A 19757-nucleotide genomic window follows, 5' to 3' on the forward strand; every position below is an offset into this window, starting at 1 on the left:
ATGGACAATTTCTGGCAGGCCTGTTCCGCGCAGTTGGAACTGGAGCTGACACCGCAACAATTCAGTGCGTGGATAAAACCGCTTATCCCTCTCGACTACGAAGAGGGCAAGCTGCGCATTGCTGCGCCCAATCGATTCAAGCTCGATTGGGTCAAGACCCAGTTCGCCAGCCGCATTACCGCTCTTGCAATTGACTACTTCGAAGCGCCGACCGAGGTGCAGTTCGTGCTCGACCCGCGCCTGGCCCTGCCGAAGAAGCCGGTTGCCGCCAGCACCCCGGCCAGCGATCCGAACGGTGGCGCGCCCAGCGCGCGCGCCGCGGAGCCGCAGCCGAGCGTGCCGGAACTGAGCATCGGCGCCGCGCCACGGCGCGAGCAGAGCCGCATCAACACCGACCTGACCTTCGACAGTTTTGTTACCGGCAAGGCCAACCAGCTGGCGCGCGCCGCCGCGATCCAGGTGGCGAACAACCCGGGCGTGTCGTACAACCCGCTGTTCTTCTACGGCGGCGTCGGCCTCGGTAAAACCCACTTGATCCACGCCATCGGCAATCAGGTGATGGCCGACAATCCGGGCGCGAAGATCCGCTACATCCACGCGGAACAGTATGTACGCGACGTAGTGACCGCTTACCAGCGCAAGGGTTTCGACGACTTCAAGCACTACTATCACTCGCTCGACATGCTGCTGATCGATGATATCCAGTTTTTTGGCGGCAAGAGCCGGACGCAGGAAGAATTCTTCTATGCCTTCGAAGCCCTGATCGCGGCCAAGAAACAGATCATCATCACCTCGGATACCTATCCGAAGGAAATCACCGGCATGGACGACCGCCTGATCTCGCGCTTCGATTCCGGCCTGACGGTGGCGATCGAGCCGCCGGAACTGGAAATGCGCGTGGCGATCCTGCTGAAAAAAGCCAAGCAGGAAGGCGTGACCTTCTCGGATGACGTGGCGTTCTTTGTGGCCAAGCACTTGCGCTCGAACGTGCGCGAACTGGAAGGCGCGCTGCGCAAGATCCTGGCGTACTCGCGTTTCCACGGCAAGGACATCACGATCGACATCGTCAAGGAAGCCCTGAAGGACTTGCTGTCGGTACAGAATCGCCAGATTTCCGTGGAAAACATCCAAAAAACCGTGGCCGACTTCTTCAATATCAAGGTCGCCGACATGTATTCGAAGCGCCGGCCCGCCAATATTGCGCGGCCGCGCCAGATCGCCATGTACCTGGCCAAGGAATTGACGCAGAAGAGCTTGCCGGAGATCGGCGAACTGTTCGGCGGCCGCGACCACACGACCGTGCTGCACGCCGTGCGCAAGATCGCCCTGGATCGCACCAAAAACCCGGAATGCAACCATGAGTTGCATGTGCTGGAGCAAACATTGAAGGGCTAAGCCCGGCATCTTGGCAAGGCTGGCTCAAAACGTGCTTTACCCTTATGATCTAGTAGGGCGCCCGCAGCAGCAAACAGCGAGCCTTGCCGGTGCTCCCTTGCAATGATTGTGAATTATTACCTTCTTCAACTACATACCCAACCTGAGGATAACTATGCAATTGGTCAAAACCACCCGAGATACCCTTCTCCGGCCACTGCAGATCGTGAGCGGTATTGTCGAGCGTCGGCACACTATGCCGATTCTGGCCAATATCCTCATCCGCAAAGACGGTGAAAATGTTTCTTTCCTGTCGACCGACACCGAAGTGCAGATCACCACGCACGCCCAGATCGGCTCCGGCGCCGATGTGACCGGCACCACCGTGGCCGCACGCAAGCTGCTGGATATTTTGCGCGCGCTGCCCGAGTCGGGCGACGTCACCATGACCCTGCTCAACAAGCGCCTGACCGTGCAAACCGGCAAGTCGCGCTTCGCCCTGCAGACCCTGGCGGCGGAAGAATTTCCAACCGTGCAACAGGCGGAAAGCTATAACGCGTCCGTCACCCTGCCCCAGAAAACCCTGAAGCACCTGTTCAACATGGTGCATTTCTCGATGGCGCAGCAAGACATCCGCTACTACCTGAACGGCCTGCTGCTGGTTCTGGATGGCAATAATGTCATCGCCGTGGCCACCGACGGCCACCGCCTGGCCTTCTGCCAGGTCGCCACCGAGCAGACCTTCGCGCGCCAGGAAGTGATTATTCCGCGCAAGACGATTATCGAACTGCAGCGCCTGCTGGAAGAAAACGACGAGCCGGTCCAGCTGGACATCGCCGCCAACCAGGTGAAACTGACCTTTGCCGACATCGAGCTGATCTCGAAACTGGTGGAAGGCAAGTTCCCCGACTACACGCGCGTGATTCCGAAGGGCTACAAAAACGACTTCACCATCGGCCGCGATGAACTGCTGCGCTCGCTGCAACGCGCCGCCATCATGACCAGCGACAAGTTCAAGGGCGTGCGCTGCATTATCACCCCGGGCAGCATGAAGATCAGCTCGACCAATGCCGACCAGGAAGAAGCGGTCGAGGAACTGGAAATCGACTACGGCGGCGACTCGGTCGACATCGGCTTCAACGTCACCTATCTGCTCGACGTGCTGAACAACCTGAAGTGCGAATACGTCAACATCGCGCTGGGCGATTCGAACTCGTCCGCGCTGATCTCCATCCCTGACAACGCCGACTTCAAGTACGTTGTCATGCCGATGCGGATATAGAAGGTAGGTCGGATTAGCGAAGCGTAATCCGACGCACCCGGCGGCCATGTCGGGTTACGCCGTTCCGGCTAACCCGACCTACGGTCATCCGCCAGCAGTCCCGAATCAATCAGTAATCGCTATTTGAGAAAGCAGTCCATGTCCGAGAATCCACAAGACACCCCGATCCAGGCCAAAACGGAAGAATACGGCGCCTCCTCCATCCAGATTCTGGAAGGCCTGGAAGCCGTACGCAAACGCCCGGGCATGTATATTGGCGACACCTCGGACGGCACCGGCTTGCACCACTTGGTGTTCGAAGTGCTGGACAACTCGATCGATGAATCGCTGGCCGGCCATTGCACCGAAATCCACGTCACCATCCACAGCGACAACTCGATCTCGATCACCGACAATGGCCGCGGCGTGCCGACCGGCCTGAAAATGGACGACAAGCACGACCCGAAACGCTCGGCCGCCGAAATCGTCATGACGGAACTGCATGCCGGCGGCAAGTTCGACCAGAACTCCTATAAAGTCTCGGGCGGCCTGCACGGCGTGGGCGTATCGTGCGTCAACGGCTTGTCGAAACTGCTGAAACTGACCATCCGCCGCAACGGCAAAGTCCATTACATGGAATTCGTGCGTGGCGTGCCGCAAAACCGCATCATCGAAATGGTCGATGGCGTGGCGACGTCCCCTATCCAGGTGATCGGCGACACCGACAAGCGCGGCACCGACGTGCATTTCTGGGCCGACGAAGAGATTTTCACGCACGTGGAATTCCACTACGAAATCCTGGCCAAGCGCATCCGCGAACTGTCGTTCCTGAACAATGGCGTCAACATCCGCCTGTCCGACCAGCGCACCGGCAAGGAAGAAATTTTCGCCTTCGAAGGCGGCACGCGCGGCTTCGTGGAATACATCAACAAGGCCAAATCGGTCTTGCACCCGACCATTTTCCAGGCCACCGGCGAGCGCATGTCGGACCAGAACACGAATATCTCGGTCGACGTGTCGATGCAGTGGAACGACGCCTACAACGAACAGGTGCTGTGCTTCACCAACAACATCCCGCAACGCGACGGCGGCACCCACCTGACGGGCCTGCGCGCGGCGATGACGCGCGTGATCAACAAATATATCGATGAACACGAGTTCGCCAAGAAGGCGAAAGTGGAAATCACCGGCGACGACATGCGCGAAGGCCTGACCTGCGTGCTGTCGGTGAAAGTGCCGGAACCGAAATTCTCGTCGCAGACGAAAGACAAGCTGGTGTCCTCCGAAGTGCGCGGCCCGGTCGAAGAGATCGTCGCCAAGACCCTGGCCGACTACCTGCAGGAAAAACCGAACGACGCCAAGATCATCTGCGGCAAGATCGTCGAAGCGGCGCGCGCGCGCGAAGCGGCCCGCAAGGCCCGCGACCTGACCCGCCGCAAGGGCATCATGGACGGCCTGGGCCTGTCGGCCAAGCTGGCCGACTGCCAGGAAAAAGACCCCGCCCTGTGCGAACTGTACATCGTCGAGGGTGACTCGGCAGGTGGCTCGGCCAAGCAAGGGCGCGACCGCAAGTTCCAGGCCATCCTGCCGCTGCGCGGCAAGGTCTTGAACGTCGAGAAAGCGCGTTTCGAAAAAATGCTGTCCTCGGAGCAGATCACCACGTTGATCGCGACGCTCGGCACCTCGATCGGTCCGGACGAATTCAACGCCGACAAGCTGCGCTACCACCGCATCATCATCATGACCGATGCGGACGTCGACGGCGCCCACATCCGCACCCTGCTGCTGACCCTGTTCTACCGCCAGATGCCGCAGCTGGTCGAACGCGGCCACATCTACATCGCGCAACCGCCGCTGTACAAGGTGAAAGCCGGCCGCGACGAGCGCTACCTGAAAGATGACGCCGAAGAAGCCACCTACATGATGACGGTGGCGCTGAACACCGCCGTGCTGGTGCCGCGCGAAGGCGCCGAAGGCATCTCGGGCGACACCCTGGCCGAACTGGTGCGCAAGTTCAACCTGTCGAACACCATCATGACCCGCCTGACCCGCGTGATCGACCGCGCCGCCCTGACCGCCATCATGACCGGCGTACAGCTGGACCTGTCGACCCTGGACCTGGCCGAAACCTCGGCGCAAGCCCTGCAGGCAGCCATCAACGACACGGCCGTCAAAGTTCTGGTGCGCTCGGACGACCTGTCCGAAAAACACATGCTGCGCATCGAGCGCATGCACCACGGCAACGTGAAAGTGAGCTCCATCGACGCCGACTTCGTCCAAGGCCCCGACTACGCAGTGCTGAGCACCGGCGCAGCCACTTTCGAAGGCCTGATGGGTGAAGGCGCATTCGTGCGCCGCGGCGAAGGCGAGCGCGTCAAGGAAATCGCCGTTACCGACTTCCACCAGGCCATGCAATGGCTACGCGACGAAGCCGAACGCACAGTCTCGAAACAGCGCTACAAAGGACTGGGCGAAATGAACCCGGACCAGCTGTGGGAAACCACCATGGACCCAACCGTACGCCGTTTGCTGAAGGTGCAGATCGAGGACGCGATTGCTGCGGACCAGATCTTTACCACCTTGATGGGCGATGATGTGGAGCCGCGTAGGGCGTTTATTGAGAACAATGCGTTACGGGCGGGGAATATTGACGTTTAAATTAAAAATTCATACCTTAAAAATGGCCTCTTGTGAGGCCATTTTTTATTTCAACAGTGCATTCCTAGAACCTACTGAAAAATATTTGACCTCTAATTAAGTAAAAAATATAGCTCACTATAGATCTAGATTATACATTCTTCTTTAGTAATTCCTTGACCTATATTACAATAGATAGCAGAAAATTCATACCAAAGTACATTATATAGTACAATTTGCGCGCAAAATAGTCACTAAGTGTTATTTTATAAGGTTAAAAATGAGCAGTATCGCAGCATTACCATTTTTGAAGTGGGCAGGGGGAAAACGATGGTTGGCTGCGTCTCTCATTGCTCATACAAAAAAAATATCCTATAAGAGATATGTAGAGCCTTTCTTAGGAAGTGGAGCAATTTATTTCTCTTTAAACCCTGAAAAAGCAATTTTATCTGATTTGAACTTAGACTTAATCAATGCCTATATAGCGATTCGTGATGATTGGCAACGAGTAAGCAACCTGCTTAAAATTCATCACAAAAATCATAGTTTCGATTATTACTATAAAATCCGCGGATTAGTTACTAGAAATAGCTTTACTTCTGCAGCAAGATTTATTTATTTAAATCGAACTTGCTGGAATGGACTTTATAGGGTAAATAAGAATGGGAAATTTAATGTTCCAATTGGAACAAAAAAAAATGTTATTTTAGAATCTGATCGGTTTGATGTCATATCAAACACTTTGCGAAATGCAGATATATTTTGTGGCGATTTTGAAGAATCTATAAAAAAATGTGGGGACGGAGACTTAATATTTGCAGACCCTCCTTACACTGTAAAACATAATTTCAATGGTTTTATTAAATATAACGAAAATATTTTTTCTTGGGAAGATCAAATTAGGTTGAGTAATGCAATTCATGCTGCTAGTAAACGCGGGGCGAAAATTATACTGACAAATGCAGCACATGATTCTGTTCGTGAACTTTATCCCAATATGAAACATGATACGCTTTCAAGAAATAGTGTTATAGCAGGTTCTAAAGAAAAAAGAGGGCTTTATGAAGAGCTTTTGGTTTTATCTTACTAACTTTATCTATAAAGTTCCAGGATTATCGGGTCTTAAACATGTCAAAAAAAACAATTACAAAAAAAGTTTTATAGAATTTTTTATATGCTTAGTGGCTTCATGGTCTCCAATTATTTTGCAAATTCTTATTCGGATGATAAATAGTGAAGACGTCTTTTTAGAAATCGTTAAGAAGTCGCTTGCAGGAGGAGAAATATATATTTATATTTGTAGCCTTTTGGGTGCACTCATTTATTTACTGATTGAATTTCATTATCGAGATTCAAAATTTCCAGATTTTGTTATTTTCTTAATTATCACGGTAGCTGCTGGAATACTAAGTCTTGTAATTCACACACTTAATTTAACAAAGCAAATACATAATCATAACTTAATAAATTCAATTTCCTTGCTCATTTATGGGATTACTTTATTTTTCTGGTTATTATCTATTTTATATAGAAACATAGAATTTAGCTACGCCGATACTGGAAAAGAACAATTGAAACAAAATGAAATACTAAAAGCACTGGAGGGATTTCATGAGTAAATTCACCGAAAAAAAAGAATGGTCCATTAGCATAGATGCATTGAAAGTATCTCAACCTATTGGTGATTTTTTTATAGCTGTAATTCCACATAACGAATTAACCGAGATTTGCTATACCGATGTGCGTGAGTTCGGTAAAGAAGGAAGTCTTGATGCATACATGGGAATTCAACGGGAAATTAAGCCAGATAGAATTGAGGAAATAAAATCATATGTTCGTTCCCCAGATGCTACTTTTCCTACTTCTGTAATTTTAGCAATTCCTAATGAATGCGCGGAGTGGGATCCAAATAATAAAAAATTAATTATAAAAGAATATATTGATGATCTTGATGAAGAAAATAATATTTATAGGCGTACGATTGCAAAAATATTAGATGGACAGCACAGAGTAACCGGACTTTCAGAGGGCGATAATTTTCAATTACCACTTGAAGATGATGGAGCTCCTCTAAAATTTGATATTAACGTTTCTATTTTTATAGGTGCGGACATTGCTGAGCAAGCAAATATTTTCGCTACGGTAAATCTTGCCCAAACTAAGGTAAATAGAAGTCTAGTGTATGATTTGGCTGAGCTTTCGAAATCGCGTAGCCCATTCAAAACTGCTCACAATGTAGCAGTTGTTTTGGACCAAGCAACTCGAAGCCCGTTTTTTCAAAATATAAAACGACTTGGAGTTGCAACACAAGGACGTATTGGAGAAACGTTAACTCAAGCGACAATAGTTGATTCAATAATACCTCTTTACTCAAAAAATCCTGCCCTTGATGTACACGTACTTAAAAAAGGGAAAAAACTTCGTCAGCCGACACTTCAAGAATTACAACAACAAATATTCAGAGGATTATTTGTAAATGAAGAAGATGAAATTATTACAAAAATTATATGGTCATACTTTGCATCAATAAAAGAACGATGGCCTATCGCTTGGGATAATAAAGAAAGAGGAAATATAATTAAACGCACCAATGGAATTAAAGCGTTTATGCGATTTTTACCTACGGCATATATTTTCTTGGCAAAGGAAAAAATTGGACGTCACGTAGAAAAAAATGAATTTTTAACTATTTTTAAAAATATTAATATATTAGACGATGATTTCAACATCAACAATTTCCCACCAGGATCTAGTGGAGAATCAAAACTTTACAAAAAATTAATTTTTGAATTTTCTTTAAATTCAAAATCCTGATAACTTATGCAGATTGAAAAATACTTTCGTTCTATTACTACCGAACTCGACTCTCTAAAGAATCGAGTTCGACACTTAATACGCGACCAACATTGGTAAACCGATGGAGAATGGAAAGAGTCCGTGCTCCGGACAATTATTCAGCGCTCTGCTCCCCTTAACATGTCAGTAGGTCGCGGGTTTATTGTAAATAAAAATCAATCGAGCACCCAAATTGACATTCTTATTTACGATAATTCATATCCTGTCTTGTACAAAGATGGAGACTTAGTTTTTATAAGTCCATCTGCGTGTCGCGCAATTATTGAGGTTAAGACATCGGTAACTCGAACAACGTTTCTGAAAGCAGTCAATAAACTCGGCGATATTGCTGAGATGACTAGAGATGCTACGATCAACAGTAGGAAGGTATTCACTGGTCTTTTCATATATGATGAAATATGCTGGGGAAATATACTTATGAAAGTATTTGAGGGTGCCGGTGGTAATCATCTAAGAATTATTGATCATATATCGGCTGGTCCTTCGCAGTTTGTAAAATTTTGGAGTTGTGATCCTAATACCGGGCTACGCACCTATCAACAATGGCATGAATACAACTTGCCTGAAATGGCACAAGGTTATTTTGTGCACAATCTTATAACTCATCTTGCACCAAATGACGAAGTGCGGCGCGAAAGTGTATGGTTTCCAGAAAATGGAAAAGAGGTACGGTTGATAGGTAGCATAGAATTTGACGGACACTGCCAATGATTTCACCATATTCTATGACGCGACGTGCGCGCTAGGTTTCAAGCTCATCTGATTTTACCATTTGAAATTTTTTTATTCGCCATTAAGTTTTTCCATAATAGTCTCCAAGTTGACGAAAATATTATATACGGCATGATTTAACTTTTATTTTTCTTGATACACATATACATCGCTTTTACCTCTGTTTAAAAAGCAAGATGACATCCACTCTTAACTACTATAACAAAAATGCGATTCACTTCTTTAGCCATACCGCCAATGTCGACATGTCAGCATTGTATGATCGATTCTTGTCTGCGGTAAGCGCTGGTGGCACGGTGTTAGATGCTGGTTGTGGCTCAGGACGAGATGCCAAAGCTTTTCTCGATAAAGGCTATCGTGTTACCGCCTTTGACGCTTCACACGAGCTGGTACAGTTAGCCAGAGAGCATACAGGCCTTGATGTTCAATTACGCACTTTTGCCGATGTCAAAGAACACGCTTGCTACGACGGTATTTGGGCCTGCGCTAGCTTGCTGCATGTTCCGCAAGCAGAGCTACCAGCAGCACTAGCTGGTCTATGGAATGCGCTGAAACCCGGTGGGGTGTTTTATCTCAGTTTTAAGCTGGGAACCAGCGAGCGCGTGCAAGATGGGCGTCATTTTACGGACGTTGAAGAGCCGCAGTTGCGCGAGTTGTTTGCTGGCCTGGCTGATGTTGACCGGGTCGAATGTTGGCAGTCCAGCGATCAGCGCCCAGGACGCACGGAGCAATGGCTCAACGCTCTAGTGCGCCGTGCAGTCGCGCCGCAAAATCATCTGATTACGGGCGGCAGCGATCCGTTTTTGCCGCACCTCAGCAGTTCTATCAACCAAGCTTCCGAGATTGATTTAGCGGTCGCCTTCGTTAAGACGACTGGGCTACGGCTGCTACTGCCAGACCTGCAAAGTGCGCTCAAAGGTGATAAGGAATTGAAACGCGACCCGGCGCGTGTACGTGTGCTGACGAGCGACTATTTAGACGTGACCGATACCGAGGCCTTGCGCTTGTTGATGCTACTGCAAGCGCAAGGCGCGCAGGTTAAAGTGTACGAGTCGGCTGGCAGTAGTTTTCACCTCAAAGCCTATCTGTTCGCGCAACTCAATGACCAGAGCGTACTAAGCGGCACAGCATTTATCGGCTCCAGCAATATCAGCAGGCAAGCGCTAACGAATGGCTTGGAATGGAACTACCGAATCGATTATCCGGGCGATAACGGCTATCTTGAAGCCCGCTCCAGATTCGAAGAATTGTTCGTCCATCCTCGCTGTATTCCCCTAACGGATGAGTGGATCGCCCAGTACGATGCACGCCGCGTTCCCTTGCCGATGGCGGTAGCGCCAGGTAGCCTGGAGCAAGATGCTCCACCGACGCCATCAACCGTGCAAATCGAGGCCTTGTTCGCTCTACGCGCGACACGCGATGAAGGGTTTAGACGCGGTTTAGTTGTGCTGGCAACCGGACTTGGAAAAACATGGCTGGCCGCATTCGATGCGAGGCAGTTGGGCGCGCGCCGCGTCTTATTTGTCGCTCATCGAGAAGAGATTTTGAACCAGGCGGCCGAGACGTTTCTTAGAATTCGTCCGAATGCGCGCGTGGGATTTTATGCCGGCCAAACCAAAGATATGGAAGCGGAAATACTCTGTGCTTCTATTCAGACGCTGGGGCAAGAAAAGCATTTGGAGCGCTACGCACCAGACCATTTTGACTATATCGTCGTCGACGAATTTCATCATGCTGCTGCGCCGACTTACCGCCGCCTACTGTCTTATTTTTCGCCGAATTTTTTGCTGGGTCTCACGGCAACGCCGGATCGCTCGGATCAATCCGATATTCTGTCTCTTTGCGATGACAATCTCGTCTTTACGCGTGGGCTATTCGACGGCATCAGGGCCAAGCTCCTGGTGCCGTTTCACTACTATGGCATCTTCGACAGCTCGGTGGATTATGCTGAGCTGCCATGGCGTAGCGGTCGATTCGATCTCGACCAGCTGAGTAATAAGCTGGCGACGCTGGCTCGCGCCAAGCATGCGCTGACAGAATGGCAGCGCTACAAACAGCAGCGCACACTGGCATTTTGTGTCTCGGTGGTCCATGCCGAATTTATGGCCGCACAGTTTGCCAAGGCGGGCATCGATTGCGCAGCGGTGTATGCCGGTTCGCCCATGAGCCGCGCCGATGCGCTGGAGCGCTTGCGCAACGGACGCCTTGCGGTGATTTTTTCTGTCGACCTGTTTAATGAAGGCGTCGACCTACCGGCTATCGATACCGTCATGATGCTGCGCCCTACCGAATCTAAAATTCTGTTTCTGCAGCAGCTGGGTCGAGGCTTGCGCAAAAGTGAAGGCAAAGAACGCTTGGTTATTTTGGACTTTATCGGTAATCACAAGAGCTTCCTTCACAAGCCGGAGGCCTTGTTTGAGATCGACGCCAGCTACAAAAAATTAGCGGATTTTGCGCGTAAGGCAGAGGCGAATCAGCTTGAACTGCCCGAGGGATGCTTCGTCAACTACGATTTGGAATTGATCGATTTTCTCAAGTCGCTGGACAGCGACGGAACAAAGAACGAATACGTCGCCTTGCGTGATAGCTTCGGTCGGCGCCCCGCCTTGGCCGAGTTTTACCGGGCTGGCGCGAGCATGCCAGCCATGCGCAAAGAGTATGGTGATTGGTACGCTCTCGTTCAGGCCATGGATGACCTTGACGCAGACGAGCAAGTCATCGCTACCAAGCATCGTAGCTTCTTGCGCGAATTGGAAATTACCAATATGAACAAGAGCTTCAAGATGGTATTGCTTGAAGCATTTCAGGAAATCGACGGTTGGGATACGCCACCAACAGTCGCCGCGCTCTCCGAGCGTTCTTGGCAAGTACTGCAACGGCGACGTGCACTTCTGGGAGATCTTCCGGAAGCACTTCGCTCAGGAAATGGTCATAGCGAGGCATGGCTACGCTACTGGTCCGGCAATCCGATCAACGCTTGGACTGAGGTGTACTGTCAATAGCGGACACTCTTGTTTCAAGCCACCCGCGGCTGTTTGCTGAATTTTTCAGCGAACAACGCGGGCGGAACATTGCCAAGGCGCGAATGGCGTCGCTGGCGGTTGTAAAAGCTTTCGATATATTCCTGTATTGCGGCTTTCGCGTCGGCCCGGGTCGCGTAACGTTGATGGTGCACCAGCTCGTTTTTCAGGCTGCCCCAGAAGCTTTCCATGGGCGCGTTGTCATAGCAGTTTCCTCGGCGCGACATGGACGGCTTCATGCCGAACTGCGTCACCAGTTTCTGATAGTCGTGGGCGCAATACTGACTGCCACGGTCGGAGTGGTGAATCAAGCCCGGCGCGGGGCGTTTGTTGCGCACGGCCTTCCACAGTGCTGTTGCCGTCAGCGTTTGCGTCATGCGCTCGTCCATCGCGTAGCCCACCAGCTCGCAGGTGAACACGTCCTTGATACCGGCCAGGTAAAGCCAGCCCTCGCCGGTCGCCACATAGGTGATGTCGGTCACCCAGGCTTCGTTCGGCCGGGTCGGCGCGAAAGTCTGATTGAGCAGGTTGTCGGCCACCGGCAGGTCATGATTCGAGTTCGTGGTGGCCTTGAACTTGCGCTTTTGCTTGCAGCGCAGGGCGAGCTCGCGACGCAGACGGACGATACGATCACGGCCGGCCGGAAAGCCTTGCGCCGTCAGTTCCGGCTGCATGCGCAACGGGCCATAAGTCTGCCGGCTCTGCGCGTGCACGGCCTCGATGGCGACCTTCAGGCGTGCGTCGTCCTGCGCCCGCTGCGACGGTTTGCCGTTCGACCAAGCGTAGAAACCGCTGCGCGAGACGCCAAAGACGCGGCACATGATGGTGACAGGAAATTCGAGTCGCAAGGTCTTCATGACCGCGTACTTGGCAGCGACTCCCGCGCAAAGTACGCTGCCGCTTTTTTTACGATATCGCGCTCCATGCGTGCCTCGGCAAGCTCTTTGCGCAGCTTGGTTACCTCAGCCTCAAGCTCCGGCACGGAGCGGCTACCAGGGGCTACTTTGGGCGACGTGCCGCGCCTTGCCGCACTGACCCAGTTCGCTAGCGTGCCCTTGGGAATGGTGAGACGCAACGCGGCGTCTTCCAGCGTCAGGCCTTGTGTCAGGACCAGTTTTACCGCTTCTTCCCGAAGCTCCGGTGTGTATGTTGTTGAGCGTGTCATAAGTTCTCCAGTTGGTGAAGTTTACCAAACTAGAGTGTCCGAAAAAGTCAGGGTACCTCAGACAGGCGGTAATAGCACAAGTAAAAATAGCGATTTCCGAATCAAAGATGGGCGATTTGAAGCTGTCTTTACACTCGCTGATGGCCACCGACAAAAATTCGAACTGATGGTGCAAGAGATCATCGATTACCGCTTGGCCGCCTATGAAATTCGTCGCATCCAAGCCGAGGTACCGAGTAATGTGATTCCGTTTGTTCGCAGCGACAAGGCAAACAATCTGACCTCGCTCCCCTATTTCCCAAATTTGAAGATCGCCTGCGGTCACTTTAAGACTGGCACTGTGGATGCTGAAGAGTACCGCAGCCTGCCGATCAGCTACGGACATGTCGATCCGCATCGGCACTTTATCGCTCGGGCATCGGGCAACTCCATGAACGGGGGTAAACATCCGATTCAGGATGGCGATTACCTGCTACTGGAACATATCACCTCCACCAATGCCGGCTCGATAACGGGATCGGTGATGGCGATCGAGCGTCAAGACGATGCCGGTGATGGCTTCCAGTATTTGCTGCGCCATATCGTCAAAACACCTGGCGGCAGCTATGTGCTGCATGCAACCAATCCAGACTATCAGGACATGGATGCCACCGAGGACATGCACACCTTGGCGCGCTTTAAAGCCGTTGTTAATCCGCTCGATCTGGCTGTAGGACAGTCGTTCAAGCGCGAGGATATTGCGCCGCTATTTGGCGAGACCTTTAACAGCGGCAGTTGGAATGCCGGCCATGTGACGCTGGCCAGCAAAAACGCTATCGTGTTGCTGGTAACGCTAAATAAGCAAGGCAAGGTTGCAGATCATCGCTATCTCGATCATTGGATCGATGACAGCACCTTTCATTGGCAAAGCCAAAACTCCACAACACCGATTAACAAAAGGGGACGAGACATTATCGAGCACGAGCAAAAAGGACTCGCGATCCACTTGTTTGTAAGAGAGTCTAGGCTACACAACGGCAAAGGTGCGCCCTTCGTTTATCACGGTCCGGTACGATACGAGAGTCACGAAGGCAGTAGTCCGATGAGCGTCGTATTTAGCTTGGCCACGCCATAGCACTTGCTTTATCGAAGCGTGAGCGCTACACAGGAAGGAGCAAATAATGACCACGACCAAAGGAGAGAGTGCCCTGCATGCCGCTCGTGCTTGTGAGTACGCCATCACGGCGCAGCAAAGCGACGCCGCCGCCTTCCAGCGCATGCGTGAGCAATATGCGGCCAGCATCCCGGCCTACGAGGAAGAACAAAAACAGAAGAAGCTGCAACGGGCAGGGATGAGCGCGGAACAGCGCAAACGGCATGAGGCCCTGGACTTTGCGCGAGCGAACGTTGAGCTGTCCGGCGGCAAGATCAGCGAAGAAGATGCACGGCACGCCCTGCGTTGGGCGAATGGCGACATCACCATGGACGAATACTTGGACGCAGTGCGGTCAAAAATTGCTCCGACGTAAATGAAAATAGCATTTTGCCATTCTGCGATATGATTTCCCACTGTGCCGCCACGCCCTGCCCCCGCCTTGCGCACCTCGTTGTATCCAGGCCCAGCAAAGCCTGGGTAGCTCTCTCTCCAAGGACCTTCTATGTTCGGTTTTAACTTACGCGTCGCCAAGATGGTGTGGACGGCGTTTATTGTCGCTTTCTTGCTGTTCATTATCTACAAGGTGTCGTCGACCTTGATCGTGGTGGTGTTTGCGGTGTTCTTCAGTTACCTGGTGTATCCGCTGATCGGGCTGCTGGAGAAGTATGGGCCGAAGCGCTTGCCGCGCACGGCCAATATCGGCATCGTGTTCCTGGTGGTGATCTTGCTGGTGGCGGTGCTGGGCTCGATTTTTGGCGCCCGCATCGAGGATGAGGCGATCAAGCTCAGCGATCAGTTGCCGACCCTGCTCAAGGGGAATAACTTTGCCGAGCGCATACCGCTGCCGGAATTCATGGAGCCGCTGCGCGCGCGGCTGCTGTCGTTCATGCAGACGCAGCTGAGCGGCGGGAATGGGCAGGCGATGCCGCTGGCCAAGGAACTGGGGCTGACGGTGATGCATGCGGCCAGCAACCTGATCTATCTGGTGCTGGTGCCGGTGCTGAGCTTTTTGCTGATCAAGGAAGGGCCGGACATGCGCGACGGCTTGCTGTCCTTGCTGAACCGTCCGAATAAAAAGCTGTGGGGCGCCATTATCGATGACCTCGACATCTTGCTGTCGCGCTATGTGCGCGCCTTGCTGCTGTTGTCGATCGCCACGTTTATCTCGTATAGCGTCGCGTTTTCGCTGATGGGCGTGCCGTATGGCTTGTTGCTGGCCGGTGCCGCCGCGCTGCTGGAATTTATTCCGTTTGCGGGGCCGTTGGCGGCGGCGATCATTGCCGTGGTGGTGGCCGGCTTCAGCGGCTTCGAACACGTGTTCTGGCTGATCGGTTTTATTGCCGCGTATCGCTTGTTCCAGGATTATGTGGTCAATCCTTACCTGATGAGCGAAGGCGTGGAAGTGTCGCCGCTGATGGTGATCGTCGGCTTGCTGGCCGGCGACCAGCTGGGTGGCGTGGTGGGGATCTTTTTGTCGGTGCCGGTGATGGCGGCGATCAAGATTGTGTTCGTGCGCGCCAGGGCGGCCTTGCAGGCGCGCCATGATGCACATGAGAAAGCGGAACTGGCGGCGGAAGCCGCGCGCGCCAGGGCGGCCGAGGAAGCTGCGCTGCTGCTGGAGCAGCGCAGCCATACCGCGCTCGACGTATAACGGTTTAGAACTCTTCCCACTCGCCGCTGCTGTCGGCCGCAGGTTTTGCCATGCGCGGCTTGGCGGCGGCGCTGGCCATGGCCGGCTTGGCCAGTTTCAAGGCCGGGCGCTTGGCGGCAGCCGGCCTGGCCGCGGCCACTGCCGGTTTGCGCAATGCAGGCGGTGCCACTGGCGCGCTGTGATTGGCGTCGAGCTTGAAGCGGCTGACCATTTCGGCCAGCGCCGCTGCCTGTTCCTGCATCGATTCCGAAGCGGCGGCCGCTTCTTCCACCAGCGCGGCGTTCTGCTGCGTGACGGTATCCATTTCGGCCACGGCCTGGTTGATCTGGTTGATGCCCAGTTCCTGCTCGCGACCGGCGGCGCTGATCTCGCCCATGATGTCGGTCACGCGGCGAATGCTCGATACGATCTCGTCCATCGTGGTGCCGGTCTGCGTCACCAGGTCGCTGCCGGTGCCCACGTTCTGCACCGACGCTTCGATCAATTGCTTGATGTCTTTCGCGGCACTGGCCGAGCGGTGCGCCAGGTTGCGCACTTCGGTGGCGACCACCGCAAAGCCACGGCCCTGCTCGCCCGCACGCGCCGCTTCCACCGCCGCGTTCAATGCCAAAATATTCGTCTGGAAGGCGATGCCGTCGATCACGCCGATAATGTCGGCGATCTGTTTCGACGAGTCGCTGATGGTGCCCATGGTGGCCACCACTTGCGCCACCAGCGCGCCGCCCTTGACGGCCACGTCCGAGGCCGACACGGCCAGCTGGTTGGCCTGGCGCGCATTGTCGGAATTCTGCTTCACGGTCGAGGTCAGCTCTTCCAGCGACGAGGCGGTCTCTTCCAGGCTCGACGCCTGCTGTTCGGTACGGCTCGACAGGTCCAGATTGCCCGAGGCAATTTCATTGCTGGCGGTGGCGATCGCGCCGCTGCCGTCGCGCACGCCGCGCACGGTGGTCGACAGGCGTTCCTGCATCTGTTTCAGGCCACCCAGCAAGGCGCCCATTTCATCCTGGCGCTCGATGACGATATCGTTGGCCAGGTTGCCCTCGGAAATCGCGTCGAAGTGGCGCAGCGCCTGGTCCAGCGGACGGAAGATGGCGCGCAGCAGCAGGATGCTGGACACGACGATCAGCAGCAGGCCGATCACCAGGCCGGCGATGGCCATCGCCACCTGGGTGTCGTACTTGGCCTGGCTGCCGGCATACATGCTGGCGGCCGTGGTGATCTGGAACTGGGTCAGCTTTTCAGCGGCCACGTCCATCGAACGGTAGAGCGGCGTCATGCCCTTCATCATCAGGCTGTCGGCCTGCTCCGCCTTGCCTTCGCGCAGGGCCTTGCCCAGGGCCAGCAGGCCGTTGTTGATGTAATCGCTGCGCTTCTTGTCCATGTCGTCGGACAACACCTTTTCTTCCGGGCTCTGCGGCAGCGCCAGGTAGACTTTCCAGGACTTGTTCGACGAGTCGATGAATTGCTCGCCGCGCGTGACGATATCCTTGGCATCGGCCGCTTCCGGGTGCACCACGGCGCGGTCGATCGTGAAGCGCGCGCGGCCCAGCAGGATCTGCGATTCGCCGATGGCTTGCGTGGACGCCAGCTGGTTGCTGTAGACCTCGTTCAAGGTATTGTTGGCCGATTTCAGGCCGACGATGCTCATGCCGCCCAGGATGGCGATCAGCACGCCGAGCACGGTCATGGTGGCGATCAAGCGCAGCTTGATGGTGAGTTTGGAGAACATAAATTTTCCTTGATAGATACGCGGCATGAGGGCGCTGATCCTGGCGGAACGGCCGGCTTCATGACGTAACGGTTGTATGAGTATGCAAGTGACGGAGTGTTGTGCGGCGGCAGGGGAAAGGCGGCCCACTCGTATCAGAAGAGAAGCGCGAAAAACAGAGGGGTTCTTCGCGCGTTTAATTTCTTGATTGCAAGACTACAGGGAAAATTTATGAGTAGCAATATATTGGGCAAAAAATCACGCTTTGTCACCAACACCTGATGTTTTTTTGTGCAGTTGCCGCACTTTTCATGCCTGTGATGCAATGGTATTGCGTGCAAACACCGGTCGCTGCACCGTCTGCGCCAGCAGCACGCCCAGCAGGGAAATACCGCCGCCGATCAGGTGAAATGCATGCAGGGTGTCGTGCAGCCAGACGATGGCCAGCAAGGCCGTCAGTATCGGCAGCAGGTTGACGAAAATGCTGCAGCGGTTCGGCCCCAGCCGCTTGACGCCTTCGATCCACAAATACGACAGCACGATGGACGAACCAATGCCGGCATAGGCGATCAGCGGCAGGGTGGCTTCGTTCAAGGGCGCGCTGCCGGCCGGCAGGCGCAGGAAGAACGGCAGCATGCACAGCAGCGCCGCCCAGGCCTGGCAGTAGATCGCTTGCCAGGCGGGCACGGCCAGGCGCCAGCGGCGCAGCAGCACGCCGTACAGGGCAAACACCAGGCAGGCGAGCAGCATCAGCGCGTCGCCCGCATGCACGCCTTCATGCAGCAGCACCAGCATGTCGCCGCGCCCCACCAGGTACAGCAGGCCGCCAAACGACAGCAGGCCCCCAAGCGCCATGCCCAGCGTCAATTGCTCGCCCAGCAGCAGCACGCTGAGGATCGCCGTCATCAAGGGCGCCAGCGCCGTGACGATGGCCATATTGGTGGCGGTGGTGCTCTCCGCCGCGCGATACGACAGGCTCTGGAACAGCGCCATCGCCATCACGCCGCACAACGCCAGCTGCCACCAGTGGCGGCGTATCGCCACGCGGTTGCGCCACAGCGGGCGCGCAACAAAGGGCGTCATGACCAGCAACACCAGCACCAGCCGGTAAAAGGTGATGGCGGTGGGGGCGATGCTGGCGGCGGCCAGCTTCGATACCACCACATTGCCGGCCCACAGCAGCATGGCGGCCAGGGGATAGAGATAATGGTGGGGGTGGATCTTGTCGTGGGCAAGCATGCATGGCTCCGGTGTCAATGGCGGGAAAACCATCATGCCGCAGGCGCGCCGCGCCTTCTCGCGCTAATATGCCGTAAGCTATCGCAAAACTGACTCATCATGACCACTGAAGCGCACTACCAGGAACTGCTGCCCGTCACCGCGCGCGCCATGGCGCTGGCGATCGACTATGCGCACGGTCACGTGATTTCCGTGCACCGGCATTCGCATGCCCAGCTGCTTTACGCCATCGACGGCGTGATGACGATCGAAACCGACAGCGGGCGCTGGGTGGTGCCGCCCACGCGCGGCGTATGGCTGCGGCCCGGCGTGGAACACCAGATCCGCATGAGCGGCGCCGTGAAAATGCGCACCGTGTTCATCAACTGTGCGAATTCACCGCTGCTGCCGCGCCACAGCTGTGTGCTCGAGATCAGCCCGCTGCTGCGCCAGCTGATCGTGGCGGCGGTCGATATCGCGCCCGATTTTGCCGATGGCGGACGCGACTGGCACTTGCTGCAACTGCTGCTGCACGAGCTCGACAGCCTGCCGGTGCTGCCCCTGTATTTGCCCTTGCCAGTCGATGCGCGCCTGCGCGGCATCTGCACGCGCCTGATGGCGGAGCCCGGCGAACAGCGGACGGTGGCGCATTGGGCCGCTCATTTGGACATCACCGAACGCAGCCTGCACCGGCTGTTCCAGAAACAGACCGGCATGCGCTTCGGCCAGTGGCGCCAGCAGGCGCGGCTGCTGCGCGCGCTGGAACAGCTGGCTCACGGGGCCAAGGTGATCGACGTCGCGATGGACAATGGCTATATCAGCCAGAGCGCGTTTGCGGCGATGTTCAAAAAACACTTCGGCACCACGCCGACCGACTTTTATCGCACGGCGCCAACAGTGGTCAAAAAAAATGCTGCTATGCATCAATAATCGTGGGCGATTGCGATCTGGCTTGCTATCATCGCAAGCCTTGAAGCCGTAGTTGTCTATACCGGCTGGC

The 19757-nt window shown here is 54.2% G+C and carries 15 protein-coding genes; 12 read left to right on the forward strand and 3 right to left on the reverse strand.

The window, feature by feature from the left end; translation table 11 throughout:
* The 8 genes from dnaA to Q8L25_RS00040 all read left to right on the forward strand — a co-directional run bounded on the left by dnaA (nt 1) and on the right by Q8L25_RS00040 (nt 11862).
* Nucleotides 1-1395, forward strand: coding sequence for a chromosomal replication initiator protein DnaA (dnaA, locus tag Q8L25_RS00005; protein ID WP_308922974.1), 1395 nt, complete (start codon nt 1-3; stop codon nt 1393-1395).
* 154 nt (nt 1396-1549) lie between these two features.
* A complete protein-coding gene (gene dnaN / locus Q8L25_RS00010; RefSeq protein ID WP_071075104.1) occupies nt 1550-2656 on the forward strand; it encodes a DNA polymerase III subunit beta in 1107 nt (368 codons plus the stop codon).
* A 138-nt stretch (nt 2657-2794) separates the two neighbouring features.
* Entirely contained in the window at nt 2795-5293 is a 2499-nt protein-coding gene (gyrB, locus tag Q8L25_RS00015) for a DNA topoisomerase (ATP-hydrolyzing) subunit B (RefSeq protein WP_308922975.1), read from the forward strand.
* A gap of 259 nt (nt 5294-5552) precedes the next feature.
* Complete coding sequence (locus Q8L25_RS00020) at nt 5553-6362, forward strand: Dam family site-specific DNA-(adenine-N6)-methyltransferase (protein ID WP_308922976.1); 810 nt, start codon at nt 5553-5555, stop codon at nt 6360-6362.
* Nucleotides 6334-6891 carry a hypothetical protein gene (locus Q8L25_RS00025; protein WP_308922977.1) on the forward strand — a complete coding sequence of 186 codons (558 nt, stop codon included), beginning with the start codon at nt 6334-6336 and terminating at the stop codon, nt 6889-6891. Before Q8L25_RS00020 ends, Q8L25_RS00025 begins: the two co-directional genes overlap by 29 nt.
* On the forward strand, nt 6884-8086 hold the full coding sequence (locus Q8L25_RS00030; RefSeq protein WP_308922978.1) for a DGQHR domain-containing protein: 1203 nt from the start codon (nt 6884-6886) through the stop codon (nt 8084-8086). The genes Q8L25_RS00025 and Q8L25_RS00030 overlap by 8 nt, the downstream gene beginning before the upstream one ends.
* Nucleotides 8087-8209: 123 nt before the next feature.
* Entirely contained in the window at nt 8210-8839 is a 630-nt protein-coding gene (locus Q8L25_RS00035) for a DUF6602 domain-containing protein (protein ID WP_374694219.1), read from the forward strand.
* Nucleotides 8840-9036: 197 nt separating this feature from the next.
* Complete coding sequence (locus Q8L25_RS00040; protein WP_308922979.1) at nt 9037-11862, forward strand: DEAD/DEAH box helicase family protein; 2826 nt, start codon at nt 9037-9039, stop codon at nt 11860-11862.
* A gap of 14 nt (nt 11863-11876) precedes the next feature.
* Here the strand turns inward: Q8L25_RS00040 and Q8L25_RS00045 are convergent.
* Nucleotides 11877-13045 (reverse strand): IS3 family transposase gene (locus Q8L25_RS00045; protein ID WP_308921162.1). Its coding sequence is split into 2 segments (ribosomal slippage): nt 11877-12781 and nt 12781-13045, totalling 1170 coding nucleotides; the frame shifts between segments, so codons are not numbered across the junction.
* A 34-nt stretch (nt 13046-13079) separates the two neighbouring features.
* Here Q8L25_RS00045 and Q8L25_RS00050 point away from each other — a divergent pair.
* From Q8L25_RS00050 to Q8L25_RS00060, 3 genes are all read left to right on the forward strand, one after another.
* A complete protein-coding gene (locus tag Q8L25_RS00050) occupies nt 13080-14159 on the forward strand; it encodes a DUF3427 domain-containing protein (RefSeq protein ID WP_308922980.1) in 1080 nt (359 codons plus the stop codon).
* A gap of 46 nt (nt 14160-14205) precedes the next feature.
* Nucleotides 14206-14553: an antitoxin VbhA family protein gene (locus tag Q8L25_RS00055; protein WP_308922981.1), complete on the forward strand. Its 348-nt coding sequence runs from the start codon at nt 14206-14208 to the stop codon at nt 14551-14553.
* 129 nt (nt 14554-14682) lie between these two features.
* The gene (locus Q8L25_RS00060; RefSeq protein ID WP_308922982.1) at nt 14683-15831 is read left to right on the forward strand and encodes an AI-2E family transporter; all 1149 of its coding nucleotides are present in this window, start codon (nt 14683-14685) and stop codon (nt 15829-15831) included.
* A 4-nt stretch (nt 15832-15835) separates the two neighbouring features.
* Here Q8L25_RS00060 and Q8L25_RS00065 read toward each other — a convergent pair whose 3' ends face one another.
* On the reverse strand, nt 15836-17560 hold the full coding sequence (locus Q8L25_RS00065; RefSeq protein ID WP_308922983.1) for a methyl-accepting chemotaxis protein: 1725 nt from the start codon (nt 17558-17560) through the stop codon (nt 15836-15838).
* Nucleotides 17561-17848: 288 nt separating this feature from the next.
* Entirely contained in the window at nt 17849-18778 is a 930-nt protein-coding gene (locus tag Q8L25_RS00070) for a DMT family transporter (RefSeq protein WP_308922984.1), read from the reverse strand.
* Between the two features lie 99 nt (nt 18779-18877).
* On the opposite strand from Q8L25_RS00070, the gene Q8L25_RS00075 reads away from it, so the two are divergent.
* On the forward strand, nt 18878-19687 hold the full coding sequence (locus Q8L25_RS00075; protein ID WP_308922985.1) for a helix-turn-helix transcriptional regulator: 810 nt from the start codon (nt 18878-18880) through the stop codon (nt 19685-19687).
* Nucleotides 19688-19757: the final 70 nt, after the last annotated feature.

The sequence above is a fragment of the Janthinobacterium sp. J1-1 genome (genome assembly GCF_030944405.1).
GTDB lineage: Bacteria > Pseudomonadota > Gammaproteobacteria > Burkholderiales > Burkholderiaceae_D > Janthinobacterium.

Coding starts and splice junctions, on each gene's coding strand:
- Q8L25_RS00070 (WP_308922984.1), bottom strand. CDS start 18,778: ATGCTTGCCCACGACAAGATCCACCCCCACCATTATCTCTATCCCCTG.
- Q8L25_RS00055 (WP_308922981.1), top strand. CDS start 14,206: ATGACCACGACCAAAGGAGAGAGTGCCCTGCATGCCGCTCGTGCTTGT.
- Q8L25_RS00065 (WP_308922983.1), bottom strand. CDS start 17,560: ATGTTCTCCAAACTCACCATCAAGCTGCGCTTGATCGCCACCATGACC.
- Q8L25_RS00040 (WP_308922979.1), top strand. CDS start 9,037: ATGACATCCACTCTTAACTACTATAACAAAAATGCGATTCACTTCTTT.
- dnaN (WP_071075104.1), top strand. CDS start 1,550: ATGCAATTGGTCAAAACCACCCGAGATACCCTTCTCCGGCCACTGCAG.
- Q8L25_RS00020 (WP_308922976.1), top strand. CDS start 5,553: ATGAGCAGTATCGCAGCATTACCATTTTTGAAGTGGGCAGGGGGAAAA.
- Q8L25_RS00060 (WP_308922982.1), top strand. CDS start 14,683: ATGTTCGGTTTTAACTTACGCGTCGCCAAGATGGTGTGGACGGCGTTT.
- dnaA (WP_308922974.1), top strand. CDS start 1: ATGGACAATTTCTGGCAGGCCTGTTCCGCGCAGTTGGAACTGGAGCTG.
- Q8L25_RS00075 (WP_308922985.1), top strand. CDS start 18,878: ATGACCACTGAAGCGCACTACCAGGAACTGCTGCCCGTCACCGCGCGC.
- gyrB (WP_308922975.1), top strand. CDS start 2,795: ATGTCCGAGAATCCACAAGACACCCCGATCCAGGCCAAAACGGAAGAA.
- Q8L25_RS00030 (WP_308922978.1), top strand. CDS start 6,884: ATGAGTAAATTCACCGAAAAAAAAGAATGGTCCATTAGCATAGATGCA.
- Q8L25_RS00025 (WP_308922977.1), top strand. CDS start 6,334: ATGAAGAGCTTTTGGTTTTATCTTACTAACTTTATCTATAAAGTTCCA.